Below are 20,163 nucleotides of genomic sequence, written 5' to 3'. Positions count from 1 at the left end.
CATGTCGATCGGTCTCTCACTGACATTCGGGCTCTACCTCCTCGTCCTTGTGGGGATCGGGGTCTACTTCTTCCTCCGCACCGACACCCAACGCCTCACCGACTACATGCTCGCGGGCCGCGACGTGGGCACCTGGCCCCTGGCCTTCTCGGAAGTGGCCTCGGTGGCGAGCGGCTGGACGTTTTTCGCGTGGGTCGGGGTCGGGTTCACGACGGGCCTCCACGGGCTCTGGTTCTCGATGGCGATGCTCGGGGTCGTTCTCTTCCTGTACCGCTACGTGGCCCCGACCTTTCGGCGGCAATCGGAGGTGCTTGACAGCCAGACGGTGGTCGACCACCTGGCACTCGTCTTTCGGGACTCCCCTTGGGGCGCGTGGATCCGGTGGACGGCCACACTCGCGGTGGTGGTATTCATGGCGTCGTACATCGGTGCACAGATCATCGCGGTGGGGGAGGCCATGGAGACGGGTCTCGGCCTCAACTACGCGGTGTCGGTGGGGGCGGGCGGCTTGGCCGTCGCCCTCTACACGACGCTCGGCGGCTTCGACGCGTCGGTCTGGACCGACTTTGTGCAGGGGCTGCTCGTAATTTTGGCGGCCCTCGCGCTTCCGATCGTCGCCATCGCGGAAATTGGCGGCTGGGGCGCGTTCGTGGCGGAGGTGACGGCCACGGACCCGACGCTCCTGTCGATGACGGCGGGACAGACCGGCACGGCCCTCGCACTCTCGATTGGCTCCTGGCTGGCATTCGCGCTGGGGGCCCTCGGCCAGCCGCACGGGCTTATGCGGTTCCAGGCCATCCGGTCCGAACGCCTGCTGAGCCGGGCGTCGGTCATCGCGCTGGCCTTTCAGGCCCTTCGCCTCACGGTTCCGCTCTTCATCGGGATGGCGGGCCGAGTGCTCTACGGCTCAATCGACAATCCCGAGGCGGCGGCGATGGAAATGATGGTTCAACTCTTTCCCGACTGGTTCGCGGGCCTGCTGCTGGCCGGCATCATCGGGGCCGTCCTGTCCACCTCCGACTCGATGATGCTCGTCACCTCGGCGGACCTAACGCGCCTTTACAAAACGCAGTTCGCCGACCGTGTCCGTCCGGCCCGCATGATCCGCCTCGGGCGTGGGATCGTGGGCGTGATGGCCCTGCTCGGGGTCGCCCTGGCCTACTGGCGGCCCGGGACGATCTTCGACATTATCGAGTTTGCCTTCGTGGGGCTCGGGGCGACACTGGGGCTGCCCCTCGCCTTCCTGGTCCTGTGGCCCCGCACGACGGGGGCCGGCGTGTTTGCGGCTGTGGCCGCGGGCCTGGTGAGCGCCGTCGGCAACCTGTACCTCTCGCCCGCCACATTTCCCATCCTAGTGTGGCCCATCACCCTGACGGCGTTTCTGGGCACGAGCTACGCCACCTCCCGCCCGTCCCCCGCGGCTTCGTCCCCCGCGGCTTCGTCCCCGTAGGTCTATTCGTACACCGCGTCCGGATCGAACACCTTCTCGCCGTCGACCGCCCACTCGTCTTCGTCGGCCCGGCGGTGGAAACACGAATGGAAGCCGGTGTGACAGGCCCCGCCCTCCTGGTGCACCCTGCAGAGCAGTGTATCGCCGTCGCAGTCAAGCCGGACCTCTTCGACCGTCTGGGTGTGGCCACTCGTTTGACCCTTCACCCATCGCTCTTGTCGCGAGCGGCTCCAGTACACCATCCGGCCCGAGTCGAGGGTCTCCTGAAGGGTCTCGGCCGTCATGTACGCCATCATGAGCACCTGGTCGGTCTCGGCGTCCTGCACGATGGCGGGGATCAGGCCGTCGTCGGTGAAGTCGACAGCGTCGAGAAGCGGGTCGTCCATTGGGGGGAACGGCAGATTTGAGGAGAGGGCAACGCGAAGTTGGCACTTCGAACCTGTCTGCAGGCCTGCTGTTTTATCAGCGGCATGAACAACTTTCCTCCTTTGATGCGCCGTGCCCTTTCCCTCTTGGCCCGTCTTCCGCGCCTACTCCTGATCGGGCTCGTGCGCCTGTACCAGCTTGTGCTCTCCCCACACCTGGGGCGCACCTGCCGCTTTCACCCAACGTGCTCGACCTACGCGATTCAGGCGTTTCGGGAGTACGGCGCAGTCAAGGGCTTTTTGCTCACGGTCCACCGTCTGTTCCGCTGTCATCCGTGGGGCGGGCACGGCTACGACCCCCCGCGGTGGTTCGGGAAGGAGCCCCCGGCGGCAGACGGCCGAGCACAGGCCGCAGAAGAACGTCGGTGAAGCCGCTTGCATCTTCAGGTGGGCAAAGCCCCTCCGGTGACCGCGCTGAGTTTGTAGCGCAAACAGGTTTCCCTGAAACACCGACTCACCTGGACGCATTCCAATTGGGCGACAGTTTGCAACACAAACAGGTCGGCCTCCTCAACGGACCCTCTTTCGACCGATGCCTTCCGCAGAAACACATGTGTCGGACCCGCCGCGCTCTCCAGCCCAGGTCCAGTTCTTCACCCAGTTCTACCATCATTTGAAGGGGCTCTGCTACGCGCCCGTAGGGGGACTACTTCTTCTCGGCGTGCTCGGAGGCGTGCTGGTGCGCCCCCAGATGCTGATTCACGGGGCGCCCCTCGGGACATGGGCGCTCCTCATTCTCGCGTCCCCGTGGGCGTGGTACATGCACCGACGCTACGAGAGCGCGTGCGGGCAGGTCTGGGAGGGAGGGTACGGGACCCCTTTGACCTCGGATGTGTTTTCGTCGTGGACTTTTATTCCCCTCTTGACGGGGGTTCTCTGCTGGATTGCCCTCGTCACATTTTACATTCCGCTGCACACCCCCCTCGACGATAATCATTTCCTCGTGTTCTTCTCGGGGTGGTTGCTAATTGTTGCGAGCCTGCCGGCTCCACTCCCCCGGCTCCGGTGGACGTACGCGACAACGGGCGTTCTCCTCTTCTTGGTACCCCTCCTCCCTTTGATCACGACCAATCTGGTCTTGGTGCAAGCCGTGAACTACGGGCTCCTCGGGGCCGTCACTCTCGGCGTTGGACTCTACAACCATCGCCTCCTCGTCAGCACCCTCGGCCCGATGGACGATCCGGAGGTGAGCGCCGGTGAGTGACCCAGATTCTGACGTGCCTTTTGAGCGTCTCGCCGAACTGGATAAGCTGATCCATGAGCCCGCACGGCTGTCGATCCTGACGGCCCTCTCGTCGTGCGGACAGGCCGATTTCACGTTCCTGCGGCGCCTGACAGGCCTCACGCGGGGCAACCTCTCGAGCCACCTGTCGCGGCTCAAAGAGGCGGGGCTGGTGGACGTGGACAAGTCGTTCGAGGACAAGACACCGGTCACTACCGTGTCGTTGAGCGAGGAGGGACGTCGTACGATCGCCCGCTACTGGGACGACCTGCAGGCGCTCCGCGACGAGGCCAATCGGTGGGAGGCCGACGACATGGATTCATCGGACTGATCGGCCCCGTTCAGTTCCCCGCTTCTCAGTTTCCACTTTCTCAATTCCCCACGCCCGGCTCCTGTCCCTGATCCACGCGGAAGTCACGGCACAATCTGTGGTGCACAGGGTACAGCGCTACGGTGTGCTTTGTCGCTGATTTTCCCCAGGTTGCCGCCCGGACACTCGCACATGTCGTCGCCCACGCTCCGTCTTTACAACACGCTTACGCACGAGACCGAACCGGTCGAGCCGATCGAAGAGGAGCACCTCCGCTTCTACAGCTGCGGGCCCACGGTGTACATGTACGCCCACATCGGCAACTTCCGGTCGTTCCTGACGGCCGACCTCATCCGACGCACCGCCGAGGCCATTGGCTGGGACGTGACCAACGTGAGCAACATCACGGACGTCGGCCATCTCACGCAGGACGACCTGGTGGACCCCGGGGGCGAGGACAAGATGCAACGAGCCCTGGAGCGGGAGGGCGAACGCTTTGCCAACATCTACGACCTCGCCCGCCATTACACGGAGGCGTTCCTGGAGGACTGGGGGGCACTGAACCTGCGCGAGCCGGAGGTGCGGCCCCGTGCCACCGAGCACGTCACGGATCAGCTGGAGGCGGTCATTGAGCTCGTCGAGAAGGAGCATGCCTACACGACCGATCAGGGCGTCTACTTTTCCGTCGAGAGCGTCGAGGACTACGGTCACCTCAGCGGCAACACGGAGGCGCAACAACTGGAGGCCACCGAGCGCGATGTGGTGGAGGACCCCGGGAAGCAGGACCCGCGCGACTTTGCCCTGTGGAAGCACGATCCGCAGCACCTCATGCACTGGCATAGCCCCTGGGGCTGGGGCTATCCCGGCTGGCACATCGAGTGCTCGGTAATGGGCATGCAGTACCTCGGCGACCGCTTCGATCTCCACACCGGCGGCGAAGACCTCATCTTTCCGCATCACGAGTGCGAGATCGCCCAGAACCAGTCCCTCGCCGGGCACCAGGTCGTCAACTACTGGGTGCACACCCGCTTCTTGCAGGTGGAGGGCGAGAAGATGTCGAAGTCGAAGGGCAATTTTTACACCGTCCGCGACCTCATCCACCCCGGCCCGGACGACGACCACGTTCCGGACTCGGTTCGGGAACAGGGAGGCGTCGACCCATTGGCCCTCCGCTACGCCCTGATGCAGGGCCAGTACCGCAAGCCGTTCAACTTCACGCTCGATACCCTCCACACTGCGGCCCGTCACGTCCGCCGGTATCAAGACGCGGCGGAGCGCGTCGACGAGGCACTGGAGGCGGATGCCGACGGCCCCGACGAACTGGGCAGCCGACTCGGGTCCGTTTACGGCCGCACCCTTGAGGCCATGTGCGACGACCTCAACACCCCCGCCGCCACGGCCGCTGCCCTGGACGGCGTCAAGGCCATCGAGCAGACGGACCGCCTGAGCGGGGCGACAGCCCGGAGTGCGCGCAGTTGGCTCGACCGCACAAATGCCCTTCTCGGCATCGTCGAGCCCGACCACGAGGCAGAGCAGCACACCGACAAGGGCTCCGAGAACGGCCTAGCCCTCGATCACCTCTCCGACTCCATCAATACGCTTCTGGAGGACCGGGAGGCCGCACGGGCCGACGGGGAATACGCCCGCGCCGATGCCATCCGCGACACGCTGGAAGCGCTGGGCATCGAGGTCATGGACACGCCCGACGGCACCGAATGGGAACGGCGGGGGCAGTTGGGGTGAATGGTCCGTGCCTCGTGACGCTTGACAGGAGTTCGTGGGCGTATCCTCCCGTGGGGACATGCCCATCCGGCGCATCCCGCATCAACTTTTCCAATTGTCAACCCATCGATTGAGGCGTCTATGGCTTCCTCTACCGACTACAACTTTCCCACCCGCCCCCGCCGACTGCGCAAAACTCGCAACATCCGCCGCATGGCGCGGGAGACGCGGTTGTCGACCGACCACCTCATTGCCCCTCAGTTCGTGATGGCCGGGGAAGGCGAGCGGGAAGAGGTCCCGTCGATGCCGGACACGTACCGACACACGATCGACCGGCTCGTCGACCACGCAGAGACGCTGCACGACCTCGGCATTCCAGCGATCGCCCTGTTCCCGGCCATCCCCGACCAGTTGAAAACACCGGACGCGGAGCACGCCCTCAACCCCGACCACCTCTACCCAAACGCGATCCGGGCCCTCAAGGACGCCGTGCCGGACCTGATGGTGATCACCGACACGGCCCTCGATCCGTACAACAGCGACGGGCACGACGGAATCGTGCGCGACGGCGAGATCCAGAACGACGCTACGATCGACGTGATGCGCGAGATGGCGGTGCTCCACGCCGAGGCCGGGGCCGACATCATCGCCCCCTCCGACATGATGGACGGGCGTGTGGGCGCCATCCGCACTGCCCTCGACGATGCCGGCCACACCGACGCCGCGATTTTGTCCTACACCGCCAAGTACTCGTCGAACTACTACGGTCCGTTCCGCGACGCCCTTGACTCGGCGCCTGAGGACAAGGCGGAGGCCCCCACCAAGGACATTCCCAAGGACAAGGACACCTACCAGATGGACCCGGCCAACGGCGAGGAGGCCGTCCGCGAGCTCCTGCTCGACCTCGACGAAGGGGCCGACATGGTGATGGTGAAGCCGGCGCTTCCCTACCTCGACGTCATCCACCGCGTGCAGCAGCACAGCGACGTGCCCGTGGCCGCCTACAACGTGAGCGGCGAGTACGCCATGATCAAGGCCGCTGCCCAGAACGGCTGGCTCGACGAGAAGGCCTGTGCCCTAGAGGCCCTCACCGGCATCCGCCGCGCCGGGGCCGACGTCATTCTTACCTACTTCGCGGAAGACGCTGCTCGCTGGCTGGCGCAATAACGAATTTCAAGGGGGCCCTTCGAATTCGTCGCCCCCTTGTGTACGTTCAACCTGCACTCTCATCCCCCTATCCTCGACACCCATACGTTGAAAATGGCAGTTGAGATTACCCACATCGACTACAGCCACCTCTCTGGCGGCCTGGTCCGCATGATGGACCGGTTCAAGGAGGAGGGCACCCTCACCGGCGAAATTGAGGACGACGACCGCCTGCGCGACGACCCGAACGCGGCCCTCCTCGGTCTACTCTACGACCAGCGCGTCCGCGCCGAGTCGGCCTTTACCGGACCGCTCCGCCTCAAGGACCGCCTCGGCCACCTCGACATGGCGAAGATCGCCGAGATGGACTTCGAGCCGTTCCAGGAGCACTTTTCCGAGTCTCCCGCCGTCCATCGTTTCGTCAACAAGATGGCGGAAAATACCCAGAAGGTGGCCGGCCACATCGCGGACGAGTACGACGGCACCGCGGCGAACCTGTGGAACGACGGCGCCGACCTGGACACGATCGAGAAGCGGCTGCAGGACCTGCCCGGCTTCGGCCCGGCGAAGGCGTCGAAGATCAAGTACGTCCTTCACTACTTCGGGTACCGCGACTTCTCGGAGGAGGCGTAGGAAGAGGCAGTCGGGCCGGATTCACCAGGCGCATGCGGGCACGTGGGAATCGCTTTTCCCGATGCCCTCTCGGCCGCGAATCCTTTCTCGTCTTTGGCACGTCGAGACGCCGATGGTGAATACGGACACGAGGTCACGGGCATGAGAAACGGCACCTGACATGCCAGAGGGGGCCCTTGCACGTGCAGGAAATACAGCCAACGGACGAACGCCGGTCTTCGGCTTCGTCGGCTGGCTGTCCCCTGCGCGGCACGGGCCCCCTCTCGGGCACTACAGACGCACTGCGAGCAGCGGAGGCCTAGAAGTGACCTCCGCGCCCGGCAGCGTCGACGTCGATTAGCGGCGGACCGCTATGATCGCGAACGAAGCGTCTGCATCATGTCCTCCACAAACTCCCCGTCAATCTCCGGGACGGCCTCTTCGTTGATGAGCTGCTCTCGTCTCTCCGGGGTCGCCTCGAAGAAGCGGGCCATCGTATCGCCCATGGACACGACCCAGGCCCACTTTGCGTCCACCATTCCCGCCCCGGTTGCCGCGTCATCTCCCGGTCCCGCCGAGTCGCCCATTGCACTCTGGCCTTTGGTTACGTCCTTGGCGGCCTGATTGACGAGTTTCTTCTTCACGTCGGAGGGGCTGAGGGAGTTGTTCTTCTCCAGCATCAGGGCCACAACCCCCGCCACCTGCGGAGCCGCGGCGGACGTTCCACTGAAGAGGCCCCAGCTGTCGTCTGCGGCCCCGGTCGATGAGGTATCAAGCCGGCTTCCGGGCGGCACGGGAAGCATCAGGAGCGGCGCGGGAAGAGACGATGTGTCGTCGCCGACCATCCCGCAGAGGTCCGGGACCTGTCGCCCCGAATACAGGCTGCTGTCGAAGCTGGCCGCGTAGCTGGAGGCCTCAAGGTCCAGGTCCGGGTAGTTCACGTGGACCCCCCCTACGGCGATGACGTCGGGGTGGCTCGCCGGAAACCCGTACCCGCCTGCTCCATTCCCCGCCGAGAAGCACACGACAATGCCGTTGTTTACGGCGTTGGCGATCGCGGCCTCCATCGCCTTGAGCGTGTTGTACAGGGAGCGGCTTCGGTTGCGGATGTCTCTCCAGGACGTGCCCGGCCGGTCGACAGACCAGCCCCAGCTGTTCGTGATGATGTCTGGATTTTGATTGCGGGCCTTGTTGAACGCCCCAACCGCGTCGTTTCCCATTTTTACCGGGATCAACTGGGCGTCTGGAGCAGCCGCAAAAATATTAGCCGCCTCTCCGGTGCCATGCCCGTAGTTGTCCTGGGACGGATTGCTGGCGCCGGGCCCAAGAATCGTCGAGCGTGTGCGGTAGCCTCGCCGCTCGTAAAATTCGTGCTCGTAGAACCCCGTGTCCGGCATGGCCACTTTCACATTCGACCCGGTAATTCCATTGCGGTGCACCCGGGTGGCGCGGAGGATCGTAGCGACCTCGTCGGGCACCGTGAAGTAGTGATACGCGTCCGAGTGCGGCTCCGCAATGGGGGAAATTGGGCTCTCCGTGTGAAACTCGGGGGGAACGACCGGGGTGACGCCTTCCGCCCAGTCTCCCAGCGCCCCGGCCATTTCTTCGCCGTCCTCCTCGACATCGAAGTACTCCGCTTCTTCTCCGTCAAACACTTCTTTCTTTCGGCCCTCGAGGGCCACGCCAAACACGTCTTGGAACTGCTCGGCCGACCCCCCGACCGAGATGGTTGCTGGATTCACGTCCAAAATGCGAAATCCCAGTTCTCGGAGCTCACGCTCGGCCTCGTCCGTAACATCCGGGTCTGAGTTGTACGCGTCTACATTTGTCCCTGTGATGGGCTCTTCAGTTTCAAAAAGGGAAAGTCCCCCCTTGGATTTGGTTGAGATGATGGTGACGATTTCCTGGCCTTCTTGCGCGTCAGACATGGTTTTTCGGGTCTGTGATGAAAAAGATCATTCAGGGTAGGTGCTGAGACTGCGATGAAACAGCTAGTGAAACTCAGGAGGCACCGGAAACGCGACCTCATCCACAATCGACGAAAGCGCTTCCGGGATTTGAACCGGCTCTGTCGCCTCATACGCCGCATCTGCGCCCGTACCGGGGCCCTTAGAGCGCACCTTCAGCGTGGTGTCAAATACGTCTTCAAACCGTTCTTTGTCACCCGACACCGAGAGGCTCACCTCACTGGACTGGAGAACCTCAAACCCGAGGTCCCGGAGGGTCTTTTCGGCTCTCTCAATTACGTCCTTCCCGATCCCATGGGCGTCCACATTTTCCGACGTAATGGGCTCGTCCGGGTCCAGTAGAGAGGAGCCGTCAGGGGAACGGAGAATGACCTGGGCAACCACGGTGTCGGGCATAATCGAGTCTGCATTTGTCTCGCCAGCATTGCGGAATGGTATGGGGACGCGGACGACTGACCCAGGGCAAGGAACAGGAACTGGAGAGCAGGAACCCCAGGGTAGCTCTCAAGGACGCAGCGTTCCTGCAGTGTAAGTAAACGCACCACACGGCCTCTGCGACGAGCCATGTTGCACAGCACATGCCCCAAGACGGGGAAAGACACCGTCCGCATCCATTCTCGACGTGCGCTGCATCTCCCTCGGAGTCTCTCTCCCAGAACGCGTCGTTTTTACCAGATCACCGTAATGAGAGCCGTTGCTCAGCAGCAACGTGTGGACGTTAATTATACGCGGCGGGAACACTCCTCGCAATAATTCTACGATCTATTATACTTAGTTCATGTTTTATTAACACTACCGACCTCTCTGCCCGTATCGCCTGGAGATTGCGTTCCCCCACCCGGGTGCGTTTCTCTATGTTCACGGCGACTGTTGCACTCCTGCCCCGGAAGGAAATGGCCGCGGGCGATCTCGCCGATGCGTCCCGTTCCGCATGGAATAATCTTTGTCGCTGTTCCACACCCGTTTTGGAGACGGGGTCGAGGTGTTCGGTACCGATCTCCATGAAACTCGAGCGTTGAACACCTTGCCCATAGATTCTCCGTCGTGAAGAGGAGATTAGACCAGCAAGGGTGCACTCAGAAGCGGGCCGCGTCTTCTTCGATCAGCCAAACACGTACCGATATGGAGCCCCCCAGTACTTCGACCGCGCAGGAATGGCTGCGCGGTTGGACATTAACGTACATCCCGAACGAAAAGGAGGCGGAACGGCTGGCGCAACGCCTTCACAGCCACCTGGAAATGAGAGGGCTCCAGGACCTGCGGCTGTCCGACGAGGTCCGATCGAAACTGGAGGCGGTGCTGGGGACGGCACGAGACGAGAGCGCTCGCTCTCCAGCGGCAGTGGTGGAAGAGATTCTGACGGATTATTTGTCTCCTGAGATCGCCAGGGCGGCCGCGGGCCCGCTTGCCTTCCGCAATTTGAACCGGGGGGAGCGGACCCTGGAGGTCGAGGTGGAACAGGACCTGCCGCCCGCGCTGGCGGCGATGATTGAGAAGATCATCCGCCCAAAAATTACAGACGATGGCGTGGCCCGGATTCAAACCATGTACGACCGGGTCGGCCCCGAGGGACTTCGTCGGTGGCTTCTGAATACAAACTGACGGTCGCCGGGAACCTGTGCGGTCGGGGATTCCCCCCTCCGAGAATGGCATGACGCCTTACACGCCCGGTGTGGATTGGGGGTCGGCCGCCGCGGACCGCTCTCCTGTATCGGCCGGCTCCGTCGCCGAGGCGTCATCGAAGGCTTTCTGCTCCCGGTTGCGTTCTGTCGAGGCCTGCGCCGCCGGTGTCACATAGTAGTACGCCGCGGCAACCCCCAGATTGAAGAGGGCCGCGCCTACGCCCAGTGCTGCCCCCAGGTAGCGGGGCCCCGACAGGGCGAGACGAATCATGACCGTCGCCGCGGCGAACCCGGAATTGCGAAACACCACGTGGTACGTCACGCTGTGCCGCAGCGACATCAGGACAATGAGGATGTCGCTGAAGATGAGTACCGTGTAGAACGTGTTGAAGAAGGGAATGGCCTCTCCTCCGAAGAGCGGTGCCGCCACGGCGTACACGGAGAGGCCGGACAAGATGAGGAGCAGCCCATTCGCCACCAGCTTCTTCTGTCGGACGAAGAACTGCTCTTCCCCTTCCGACTCGGTGATCGGCTGGTGCACCTGCACCTTGTAGAAGACGCCGAGGATGACGAAGATGAGCAGGGCCGCCGTGGCATCCACCACGAGGTACTGCACCGCCTCCCGCCCTGCCTCCATGCTCCACCGGATGGGCTCTTCCTCGAATTTCACGAGCTCCTTGAAGGAGCGTCGGAGCAGGATGAGCGAGAACACCTCAAACTGCTTCCCCGCCGTATCGGCCACGCTCGTGGCGAGGCCAACAACGAGCCCGACGAGCTCCACCACGAGGAAAAGGGTGAACGCAACGTCGATGGCCCTGAAGTGATTTGTGGACACCGAACTCCCCACCGCTTCGGGCAACCAACCCATCCGGCTGAGTTCAATTGCCACGAGGGAGACCACAAAGCCCCCGACGAGCACCCCCGCCACCATGCGGCGGGCCCCTTGGCCCTCCCACCACTCCTCGAAGACATCAAAGACACGGCTGTTGAAGCGAAGAAGTGCAGAGACGGCACTCATGGGCATGGGAACGCAGAGAACACCGTGAGGGCGGACGTTGAATTGGGCCCCATTCACGCACCGGAACGGAGGGCCAGCGCACACGAGTATTTCAATGCTGTGACACGTGCGGCGTTCTACCGCGCAACGGGGGACCTGGGACGGGCTAGAGCGTCTCCGGGTCAATCTCCACCACTTGCCGGTTCATCATCGCGAGGGTTCGCGCCGAATACGATTTCACGAGCCGGTGGTCGTGGGTGGCCACGAAGAGCGTCATCCCCTGCTTGTGCAGGTCCAGCAACAACTCGTGGATCTCATCGGCCACGGACGGGTCCAGGTTCCCCGTGGGCTCGTCGGCCAGGAGAACCCACGGGTCATTGGCGATCGCTCGCGCGATGACGACGCGTTGCTGCTCCCCCCCCGACAGCTCGTGGGGGTAGCTCCGGTGCTTGTGGCTCAGGCCCACCCGGCCCAGGACCTTCGTCACCCGGCTTTGCACCTTTTGAGCGGACGTGCCGGTGGCGTGGAGGGCGAAGGCGACATTCTCGTACGCCGTACGGTCCGGGAGGAGCTGGAAGTCCTGGAAAACCACCCCGATCGAGCGACGGAGGTGCGGAATGTCCTCTCGTTCAACCTGGTCGGATCGGTAGTCGCCAATTTGGACCACCCCCGAGTCGGGGCGTAGGTCCATGTAGAGCAGGCGCAGGATTGTGCTCTTGCCGCTGCCCGTGGGGCCCACCAGATAGGTCTTCTGCGACTGGTCGATGTGGAAGGAGACGTCGTCCAGGACCGAACGCTGGTCACCGCTCGGGAGGGGGAACGAGATGGAAACGTCGCGGAAGTCGATCACGAACAGAGAGGTCAGGCCGAGCAGAGCAGCCTATAGGATCGGGGTCCAGGCGGGAAGGGTCAACCCCCATCTTCTCCTTTGAGGCAGAGGCGCCTTCAGAGGCCAGCAGACCGGACGCACGACCGCAAGGGACGCCCAACAGGATTGGGGGATTACGTCGCGGGCGTGGCCTGCTGGTGGCGGTGGCGGGCAACGGCTACGGCCAACTCCATGGAGTTTCGCATGCTGCCCGGCAGGGCCATTCCCTTGCCCGCGATGCCGAAGGCCGTCCCGTGGTCCGGCGAGGTCCGCACGATGGGCAGTCCCGCCGTGTAGTTGACGCCGTGATCGAACGCGAGGGCCTTGAAGGGCACGAGCCCCTGGTCGTGGTACATTGCCAGCGCCGCGTCGTAGCCGGCGTCGAGTTGAGTCCCAAAGAACCCGTCCGCCGCGATGGGCCCGTCCACCCGAAATCCCTCCTGGCGCGCGGCCTGCAGGGCCGGGGTGATGACCTCCTCTTCTTTTCGACCGAAGGCGCCGGCCTCCCCCGCGTGGGGGTTCATCCCGAAGACTGCAATCTTGGGCTGTTCGATTGCAAAGTCGTCGCGCAGGGACGCGTCGATGACACGCAGCTTTTCGAGGATGGCCTCTTCGGTAACGGCCGCGGGGACCCTCGACAGCGCAATGTGCCCCGTCACGAGCCCAACCCGCAGTCCCCCGGCCACCATCATCATCGTCGGCTGCGGGCTGTTCGTCTTCTCCGCCAGAAATTCAGTGTGGCCCGGCACGTCGTACCCGGCCTGCCGCACCGCGTCCTTCGAAATGGGCGCGGTGACCATCGCGTCAACAGTGCCCGCCTTGCACGCCTCCACGGCCCGCTCCACCGCGCGCATCGCCAGGCGCCCCCCCTCCGCCGTGGTAGAGCCAAACATGACGGGGGGCTCCGGGTCCTCGGCCACGTCGAGCACGGCTACGTCCCCGTGCGGCACCTCCTCCGGCACCTCGTCCACGACGTGGATGTCGAGGTCCGAGAAGCCCAGCACGTCGGCGTGCACCCGGAGCACATGCGCCGACCCAATCAGGACCGGAGTCATCGACGGCATTAGGCTGGGGTCGTGCAGGCTCTTCAGCACCACCTCGGGCCCAATTCCGTTCGGGTCGCCCAGGGTGATGGCGAGACGCGTGGGGGCACCGTTCGGCGCCGGCGGTTCGGGGCGTTGGAAGGTGGGGCGCTGAATGTGCATCAGGGGGTGGAGTCGGTTCGAAAGGACACGTTGAACACAGTGGCGGCGGCCAAGGGCGGACGGGCCTGCGGGTCCGTCTCTCGCGCGCAAGCGACGGGGCGATGGGTCATGTGCAGGCATGAGCCCCGCTTCACGGTGGCCGCCATCGATACGTTAACCGTCATCCGCGGTCAACGTCAACCGCCGGAGAAGGGTGCTCCCGTACGATTCAAAGTGCCAACTGCCCCCGACGCATCACGGCGAGTCGGAGGTTCCATCCAGGAGGGTTTCCAGATAGGACTGATCTTCGGGAGATAAGTCGTCGTCTGGATCATGACGTGCGTCGAAGGCAATGTAGTCCGACGCCGCGTCGATGACCGCCTCAATGGTTTTCTTGAAGGTCGGGCGCTTGACGTACGCCCCGGCCGCGTTGCGGTGACCACCGCCGCCGAAGTGACGCGCCCACTGGTCGACACGCACGTCTGCCTCCGACCGAAAGCTGATTTTGGACCCGTCGTCCGTTTCCGAGAAGAGCAGCGCAGTTTTCACCCCTTCAATCGACAGGACGTAATTGACGAAGCCCTGCTTGTCGTCCCAGCTCGCCCCCGTGTCTTCGACCATTCGCTGCGTGACCACCGAGTAGCCGAGCTGCCCGTTGTAACGGAGGCGGATGCGGTTCAGCATGCGCCCGAGCAGACGGAGTCCGGGCATCGATTTTCGGTCGTAGATGGTTTCGTGGATCGGCGCGGGCCCGATGCCCCCCCGCTCCAGGATGTCCGCCACGCTCCGGTGCAGCTCCGGCGTTACGCTGCTGTAGCGGAAGGAGCCGGTGTCCGTCATGATGGCCGTGTAGAGGGCCGTGGCGATTCCCTCATCGATCAGATCCGGGGCGAGACCGTCAATGATCTCGTAGACCAGCTCGCCGGTGGCGGCGGCCTCCTCGCGAACAAACGAAACGTCGAACCAGTGCTCCGGCTCCAGGTGGTGGTCAACGAGGACCGTCGTCGCGGTGGCGTCCCGCACGAGGGAGCCCACCTTGCCGATCCGCTCCTCGTCGTTGGTGTCGAGCACGAAGGCCACCCCTGCTTCCGCCAGTGCCTCATGCTGCCCCAGCGATCCATCGAAGACGGCGATGTCCCCCGCGCCGGGCATCCAGTCGAGGTTGTAGTCTACCTCGTCGGCGTTCACCATCGCGACGGACTTCCCCATTTTCTCCAGAAAGCGCCCGAGGGCCAACTGCGACCCGACGGCGTCTCCGTCCGGGCCGAGGTGAGTCGTGATGAAAAACCGATCGTGCTCTCGGATCAGCGCAAGTACGTCGTCGAGCATGCGGCGCCTCCAGGGCTCCCATGGGTGAGATGGCGTGAACAGCTTATAACCAACGAAGGGCTCCCACGAAGGGTTCGGGCCATTCGTGTATGCGCTTCTCTACATCCACTGGAGGGGCCACGGGCACGCCTCATTCAGATGAGGGCCTTTTCGTCCCAACAGGCATATCCGCCCCTCTCGCCATGCAGCGTTGAGGCACGGATGACCGGTCTCATTGGACCACAGGAGAAATGCCTGAACGGGCAGCCGCTGGGCGGTTGGCCTACGAGAGAGACATGGACCAGAATTGGGGGTGCTCTTCAATGAGTTCGTTGTAGGTTCTCGCCTCAACCGTCCGGGGAGGAATGATGAGCGACAAATCCGTGATGGCCAGTTGCTGGGCGTCCGGATAGGTAGTATGGGTAAATGCAGTTCAAAACGTTGATCCAAAACGAGCGAGGAGTCGCTGCCTTCCCAGCCCATTCGGACCGGACTCGCAAATCGGACTCCATCTAGTCTTGGAGTTCCCGGTGCAGTTTGTCTAGGGCCGAAACGTTGAAGTGAGCGCTGGCCAGTCCGTGGACGGCCTGCTGCAAGGCGGGTATGAGGCGGTCCTCAATGTAATGCGTACAGTCTATCATCGGCACCGCCTGCTGAATGTACTCCCGAATCGCAACGAGGTAGATCGCAATCAGAATGATGCCGTCGGAGCCCCCCTCAATCACACGCCGTGGTACCTTTTTGATCACCCGATTACAGCACCTGATTCCGGGTGTATCGCTTGGACGGATCAGGGTACAGGTCCAGAAACTCGTCTTCTTTCTCCTGAATCTTCACCTCCTTAATTCTACCGAAAGCCTCCCCCATAATACCGTTTCGTATTGGCCTCTACCTGAGCCTCGCCACGCACGTCCAATTGCCCTCGGACGAAAACGCAGAAAGCCCACGATGAAGAGCGCCATGATGCCCTTCGCCGCCCTGCGGAGAGGTGGCTTAGCATCTGGTCAGTAACCTCTCTGACTTCTTTGAGGAGGTTCTTTCCGAGTTCCGCGCTGTTTCGCGTCAGAAAGTGCTCGTACGGCCAGTACAGGTAGCTTTGCAGAAGCCGACAGGACAGACCGTGGTTTGGCCCCCACGAGTACCACTCCATCGCCCAGCGCGTGAGAACGATGAACGCGTTGCTCAAGACGGGAACGACGAGGGCGGCAACCTCCAGTGCAGTGAGAAAGGACCGATCATCGTCGAAGCCCCCTAATCCGGTAGACCCATTTTTCTGGATAATCGACGTGTGCGAGGCGACAGGGAGGCCAGGCATGATGGATGCCACATCACCAAGACGGGCACGAAGAGGATGCACAGGCTGTGCCGCACCCGCCGGGTCAACAGAAAAATGGCGCTCGAAGAACATCCATCAGACGAAGACGATTGTGGAGGGCAGTCTGCGCCCGAGGTTGCCGTGGACACCACAGCGGACGGGAGTACTGCCGCACCGTCTACCGGCGTGGGCTTTTGCACCACTTTTCCAGCCATCCCGACTCGCTCACCTCTTTATGGATCGGTCCTCCCATCCCATTTCGGACCATAAGCTTCACCGCAAAAAGCGGCACGGAGGGACTCGACGACAGTGATTGGTGATGTCGTCCCGCAGCGGATAGAACGGCATTCCGGATGCACTGAGGAATGACCGTGGAGATTCGAGGGAGCACTGGAGGAACTGCCCCCACCACGCCTCTGAGGTGAGCCATGCCACGGGGGACAAGAGCGAAACGCTTCCCTCGTAATTTTGCGTCTCCAATGTAGACCCTTCCCCAGCCTCAGTTGGTCTTCGCTCCAAAGAGAGTAGACGAAAACTTGCCTACAGCATTCTGAGGCCTGCTCAAGCATAGCCAAGACAAAGGCGCTCTTCAGAAGGCAGGAGACCGGTAATGACGCTCCTGTGTGTGATTGTCCTGTCTACTCCTCCGTCCACCGCGGCGCTGCGTCGTTGCTAAACGCCCGGCCCGAGCGGATCTTGCGGAGGGTGCGACGTGCCCTCTGGAGCGTCGCCGTGCCGAGGCGCTGCAAGATTCGTCCAATCAGGGCGGGCCGCCACCTGATGCTGGGGCGGGGGTATTCGTAAGCGGAGAGCCACCGTCCCGTAATAACGTCTACGACCACCCGCTCCGCTTCCGGCATCTGCGCGCGCCATTTTTCTCGGTTGGAGGCATCGATCTCGCGGGCACTTTTTCGTTTCCAAGGCTCTCGATCAGCATCAAAGTGCTGGTCCTCTCGCTGTCGGGGTTGGAGCATCGCCTCGTAGAACGGGGTTTCCAAGAAAGCACACACATCTTGGAGGCACGCCTTAGGCGTCTCGATCAGGTCTTCGTACCGAAGCGCGAAGAATCGTCTCTTGTAGTTGGTCCGATAGCGGTCCACGAGGGCCGCGTAGGTGCGCCACGTCCACGCCTGCTCCGGCGTCCTGCGTCGGCTCCACGGTAGATTCTGCAGTGAGAGCACCACGTCTCGCGGATCGCGAATGATGGCCAAGAAGACAGCGTTGGGGAATTGGCGCGCCATTTCAGGGACTTTCCGAAGATGATCCGGGGTCTTCTCCCCCCACGCCGGGACCCCTGAGCGCGCAGCGTACGTCTCAATCAGGACACGGAGAATATCCCCGTGAGTAGGGACCTCGAGGACACGGAGCTGATCGCGAATAGCATCCCACTCCGCATCGGAAAGTGCCATGTCGTGCACGCCGGGCTGCTGATCAAGCCGAGCCAACATCTGCTCAACGTCGGCCCAGCTATCAATCGTCCCTCCGGGCCAGCACCGCGTAAAGTAGTGCGTCTCCGGGGCGATCACGAGGTCGGGATGTGCGTCGAGCAGGCTGCTGAGTAGCGTGGTGCCCGAGCGCGGCATGCCGACCACGAATACCGGATGCCGAGGGACGCGCGACTTAGTCATGGGCTTCAAGAACACGACGGTAGAGCGCGACGGTCTGACGAGCCAGTCGGGGCCAGTCGAGGTCGTCCACGGGCGCTTGTGCCGCCCGGTCGGTCGTCCGCGCCCACTCCATACCATCAGCCAGCACCGACGGGGTGAGCTCGCCCGTGTAGGTACGGACCCAGTCCCGCCCCACTCGCCCTTGGAGTTCCGTCATGGCACCGCGGTCTGGCACAAGGATTGGTCGGTCGTACGACAAGGCAAGCAGCGCCGAGCCCGAGTGCATGATGGACTCGTAGGGGAGCACGACGAGATCGGCGCCTGCGATGAGGGCCGGCATCTCGTCTTCTTCAATGAACCGGAGGGCCGTGCGGACACGGGCGTCCCCCTCGGCCGTCGCCTGGACGCGCCCACCCAGATCGTCGGAGACGGGATTCCCGGCCACGACGAGACGCGCCTCTGGCTTCTCCCACTGCCGAAAGGTTTGGACGAGGGGCACGACGTTCTTGTACGGCCGGATGCGCCCCACGAACAGCATCACCGGGGCCTCCGGGTCAAGGCCAGACTGGCGCCGAGACTCCCCTTTCGAAACGGATTCCGGATAGGCCGTGCGATAGTGGCCGTGTGGCACAATCGCGCTTGGGACCGACCGCAACACAGGGAAGCGGTCGTAAGCCTCCTCTCGGGCTGTCTCACTGAGGCTGATGATTCCATCCACCATCGGAAGAAAGAGCGGCCAGAAAAGCCGCTCCAGTTGAGGATGATACGACTCGTGCGGCCCCAGATCGTGGACCGTCCACACGAGCCGGGTCCCCGAGAGCCGCGCCCAGGCAAAGAGGAACAGCTCAGCCGCGACGTAGAAGTAGGCCGCCACTGGTGATCGGTAGCTCAAAAAGTCCTCCGGCCAGTGGACGTGCCAGACATCGTAGCGGCGTTGGAAGGGCTCAAACATCGTAAACCCGTCCACCTCCACGTTTCCCTTCATTTCCATCGCCTCATAAAGCAGGCGGGTATACGGATTGCCATTTTCGCTCGAAAATCCCGGCCAGCCGAGTACCTTCAGCGGTCGCCCGGAATCAGCGCCAGGAGGCTTTTCCGGTCCATCATCCGTCATCAGCGATTCGGGGTTCGTCCGTAGTCAGCCAATCAGAAAAGGAACGATCGAGCAGTGCTTCCAGCCGGTGTACGTCCTCCTTGTATTCATCTGTCAGTCGGGCCCGAGCCGCGTCCGGCAACGGCGGCTTCTGCAGGTTCGCGTTCCGTACCATCATGAGGATCCGTTCGCGCACGGCCTCCGGAATCACCAGCCGGGACCACCGCCGCAAGAAGTGATCTGGAGTCCCGATAAACCGGTGCAACCAGTCAACCTGAGGCACCCCCGTGGCGCGGCGACGAACCCCGGTGTCGGGCGTGAAGGACGGGTCCACCCCAAGCGACCGGTACACGGTCTTGGCGAAGCCGGCGGGATTCGTCGTTAGTTCGTTGAAGCGATAAATGTACAGCTGGTCACGGTCGAAGTAATCCAGGTACCGCGCCAGTTGCCGGCCGTAGAACCCCATGCGCCGGTAGTGCCACGACCACTCCCATCCTGCAGCCACCCGCTCGTCCTCAGCTTCAAGGGCCGCCTCGAAGCTCTCCAGGGGCTCACGACCGCTCTGGACCAACTGGAGGTAGTGCGAGTGGGCCCGCACGATGGGATTGCGGAGGATCGCGATAAGCGAGGCGTCCGGACACTGCTCGTATAGGAGACGCGGCGCATCCTGGTCGTAGAGGTACACGGGCGAGGCTTCCCCCACAATGGCCTCCCTCGTCGCGTCTGAAAACAAGGACTTATACTCGTTCATCGTGTAGACGACTCCAGACTCGCGGTTCGCCTCTCGATCCCCTGGTCCGGCCATCTCGGGGGGATTCTCCGCGTACGCAAAGTAGCACGGCTCCTTCACCGGACTCATGAACACGTCCGGGTGCTGCCGTAGGTAGTCGTACAGCGAGGTCGTGCCCGACTTGGCCGCCCCAATGACGAATGTGTTCGGCATCGCCGCCATCGATACGTCCCAGAATTGCGAGAGTCGAGTGTGTGGTTCGGCGCGCACGGACTCCCCTTTCATCACTTTCCAGGGCCTACAGGGAACAGGCGGATATGTCGGAAACCAGCCCCATACGGCCCCGTCGGTCTGGAACCGCACGAGTGAGAGGCCCTGGAGACAAAGGAGTTTAGGTCTGGACAACTGGGGTCAGTCTACGACGCGTCGAGGATGCAGTTGGGACCGAGAAGACCCGAAACTACGGTTATTGATGACTTTCTTATTCCCTAGGAAGCAACGGCACAGCGGGCAACTTGAAGAAGGATCAGATGATCCCCGCGTGACCTACGTTGATGATGGATTGAGGGAATGAGACCTGATGAA

19 protein-coding genes are annotated in these 20,163 nt (G+C 62.9%); 8 read left to right on the top strand and 11 right to left on the bottom strand.

The window, feature by feature from the left end; translation table 11 throughout:
• Position 1: 1 nt before the first annotated feature.
• Entirely contained in the window at positions 2-1,450 is a 1,449-nt protein-coding gene (locus OJB03_RS04195; protein WP_263785503.1) for a sodium/proline symporter, read from the top strand.
• Positions 1,451-1,452: 2 nt separating this feature from the next.
• Here the strand turns inward: OJB03_RS04195 and hisI are convergent, their stop codons facing one another.
• Complete coding sequence (gene hisI / locus OJB03_RS04190) at positions 1,453-1,836, bottom strand: phosphoribosyl-AMP cyclohydrolase (protein WP_263785502.1); 384 nt, start codon at positions 1,834-1,836, stop codon at positions 1,453-1,455.
• Between the two features lie 84 nt (positions 1,837-1,920).
• On the opposite strand from hisI, the gene yidD reads away from it, so the two are divergent.
• The 6 genes from yidD to OJB03_RS04160 all read left to right on the top strand — a co-directional run bounded on the left by yidD (position 1,921) and on the right by OJB03_RS04160 (position 6,908).
• Positions 1,921-2,244, top strand: coding sequence for a membrane protein insertion efficiency factor YidD (gene yidD / locus OJB03_RS04185; RefSeq protein ID WP_263785501.1), 324 nt, complete (start codon positions 1,921-1,923; stop codon positions 2,242-2,244).
• A gap of 163 nt (positions 2,245-2,407) precedes the next feature.
• Positions 2,408-3,079 carry a hypothetical protein gene (locus tag OJB03_RS04180; RefSeq protein ID WP_263785499.1) on the top strand — a complete coding sequence of 224 codons (672 nt, stop codon included), beginning with the start codon at positions 2,408-2,410 and terminating at the stop codon, positions 3,077-3,079.
• Positions 3,072-3,428: a transcriptional regulator gene (locus OJB03_RS04175; protein WP_272507104.1), complete on the top strand. Its 357-nt coding sequence runs from the start codon at positions 3,072-3,074 to the stop codon at positions 3,426-3,428. Before OJB03_RS04180 ends, OJB03_RS04175 begins: the two co-directional genes overlap by 8 nt.
• A 171-nt stretch (positions 3,429-3,599) precedes the next feature.
• Entirely contained in the window at positions 3,600-5,150 is a 1,551-nt protein-coding gene (gene cysS, locus OJB03_RS04170; protein ID WP_263785496.1) for a cysteine--tRNA ligase, read from the top strand.
• Positions 5,151-5,270: 120 nt separating this feature from the next.
• Positions 5,271-6,296: a porphobilinogen synthase gene (gene hemB, locus OJB03_RS04165; protein WP_263785494.1), complete on the top strand. Its 1,026-nt coding sequence runs from the start codon at positions 5,271-5,273 to the stop codon at positions 6,294-6,296.
• A 93-nt stretch (positions 6,297-6,389) separates the two neighbouring features.
• A complete protein-coding gene (locus tag OJB03_RS04160) occupies positions 6,390-6,908 on the top strand; it encodes an HhH-GDP family DNA glycosylase (protein ID WP_263785493.1) in 519 nt (172 codons plus the stop codon).
• A 350-nt stretch (positions 6,909-7,258) separates the two neighbouring features.
• Here the strand turns inward: OJB03_RS04160 and OJB03_RS04155 are convergent, their stop codons facing one another.
• Positions 7,259-8,815, bottom strand: coding sequence for a S8 family serine peptidase (locus OJB03_RS04155; RefSeq protein WP_263785492.1), 1,557 nt, complete (start codon positions 8,813-8,815; stop codon positions 7,259-7,261).
• A 63-nt stretch (positions 8,816-8,878) separates the two neighbouring features.
• Complete coding sequence (locus OJB03_RS04150; protein WP_263785491.1) at positions 8,879-9,250, bottom strand: hypothetical protein; 372 nt, start codon at positions 9,248-9,250, stop codon at positions 8,879-8,881.
• 726 nt (positions 9,251-9,976) lie between these two features.
• Between OJB03_RS04150 and OJB03_RS04145 the strand changes: the two genes are divergently transcribed.
• Complete coding sequence (locus OJB03_RS04145; RefSeq protein ID WP_263785490.1) at positions 9,977-10,456, top strand: hypothetical protein; 480 nt, start codon at positions 9,977-9,979, stop codon at positions 10,454-10,456.
• A 57-nt stretch (positions 10,457-10,513) separates the two neighbouring features.
• Here the strand turns inward: OJB03_RS04145 and OJB03_RS04140 are convergent, their stop codons facing one another.
• The 8 genes from OJB03_RS04140 to OJB03_RS04105 all read right to left on the bottom strand — a co-directional run bounded on the left by OJB03_RS04140 (position 10,514) and on the right by OJB03_RS04105 (position 19,791).
• Positions 10,514-11,494, bottom strand: coding sequence for a hypothetical protein (locus OJB03_RS04140; protein WP_263785489.1), 981 nt, complete (start codon positions 11,492-11,494; stop codon positions 10,514-10,516).
• 145 nt (positions 11,495-11,639) lie between these two features.
• Entirely contained in the window at positions 11,640-12,323 is a 684-nt protein-coding gene (locus OJB03_RS04135; RefSeq protein ID WP_263785487.1) for a cell division ATP-binding protein FtsE, read from the bottom strand.
• Between the two features lie 152 nt (positions 12,324-12,475).
• Positions 12,476-13,546: a 4-hydroxythreonine-4-phosphate dehydrogenase PdxA gene (gene pdxA / locus OJB03_RS04130; RefSeq protein ID WP_263785486.1), complete on the bottom strand. Its 1,071-nt coding sequence runs from the start codon at positions 13,544-13,546 to the stop codon at positions 12,476-12,478.
• Between the two features lie 234 nt (positions 13,547-13,780).
• On the bottom strand, positions 13,781-14,854 hold the full coding sequence (locus tag OJB03_RS04125; protein WP_263785485.1) for a DHH family phosphoesterase: 1,074 nt from the start codon (positions 14,852-14,854) through the stop codon (positions 13,781-13,783).
• Positions 14,855-15,345: 491 nt separating this feature from the next.
• Positions 15,346-15,582, bottom strand: a complete 237-nt coding sequence (locus tag OJB03_RS04120; RefSeq protein ID WP_263785484.1) for a hypothetical protein — start codon at positions 15,580-15,582, stop codon at positions 15,346-15,348.
• 1,204 nt (positions 15,583-16,786) lie between these two features.
• Positions 16,787-17,776: a sulfotransferase family protein gene (locus tag OJB03_RS04115; protein WP_263785483.1), complete on the bottom strand. Its 990-nt coding sequence runs from the start codon at positions 17,774-17,776 to the stop codon at positions 16,787-16,789.
• Positions 17,769-18,869 (bottom strand): glycosyltransferase family 4 protein, encoded by a 1,101-nt coding sequence (locus tag OJB03_RS04110; protein WP_263785482.1) that lies wholly within the window; start codon positions 18,867-18,869, stop codon positions 17,769-17,771. Before OJB03_RS04110 ends, OJB03_RS04115 begins: the two co-directional genes overlap by 8 nt.
• Entirely contained in the window at positions 18,859-19,791 is a 933-nt protein-coding gene (locus OJB03_RS04105; RefSeq protein WP_263785481.1) for a sulfotransferase family protein, read from the bottom strand. The genes OJB03_RS04110 and OJB03_RS04105 overlap by 11 nt, the downstream gene beginning before the upstream one ends.
• Between the last annotated feature and the right edge of the window lie 372 nt (positions 19,792-20,163).

Source organism: Salinibacter grassmerensis (assembly GCF_947077765.1).
Classification (GTDB): domain Bacteria; phylum Bacteroidota; class Rhodothermia; order Rhodothermales; family Salinibacteraceae; genus Salinibacter; species Salinibacter grassmerensis.
Note: the sequence above shows the minus strand (reverse complement) of the source record. Positions and strands in the feature narration are given on the sequence as shown.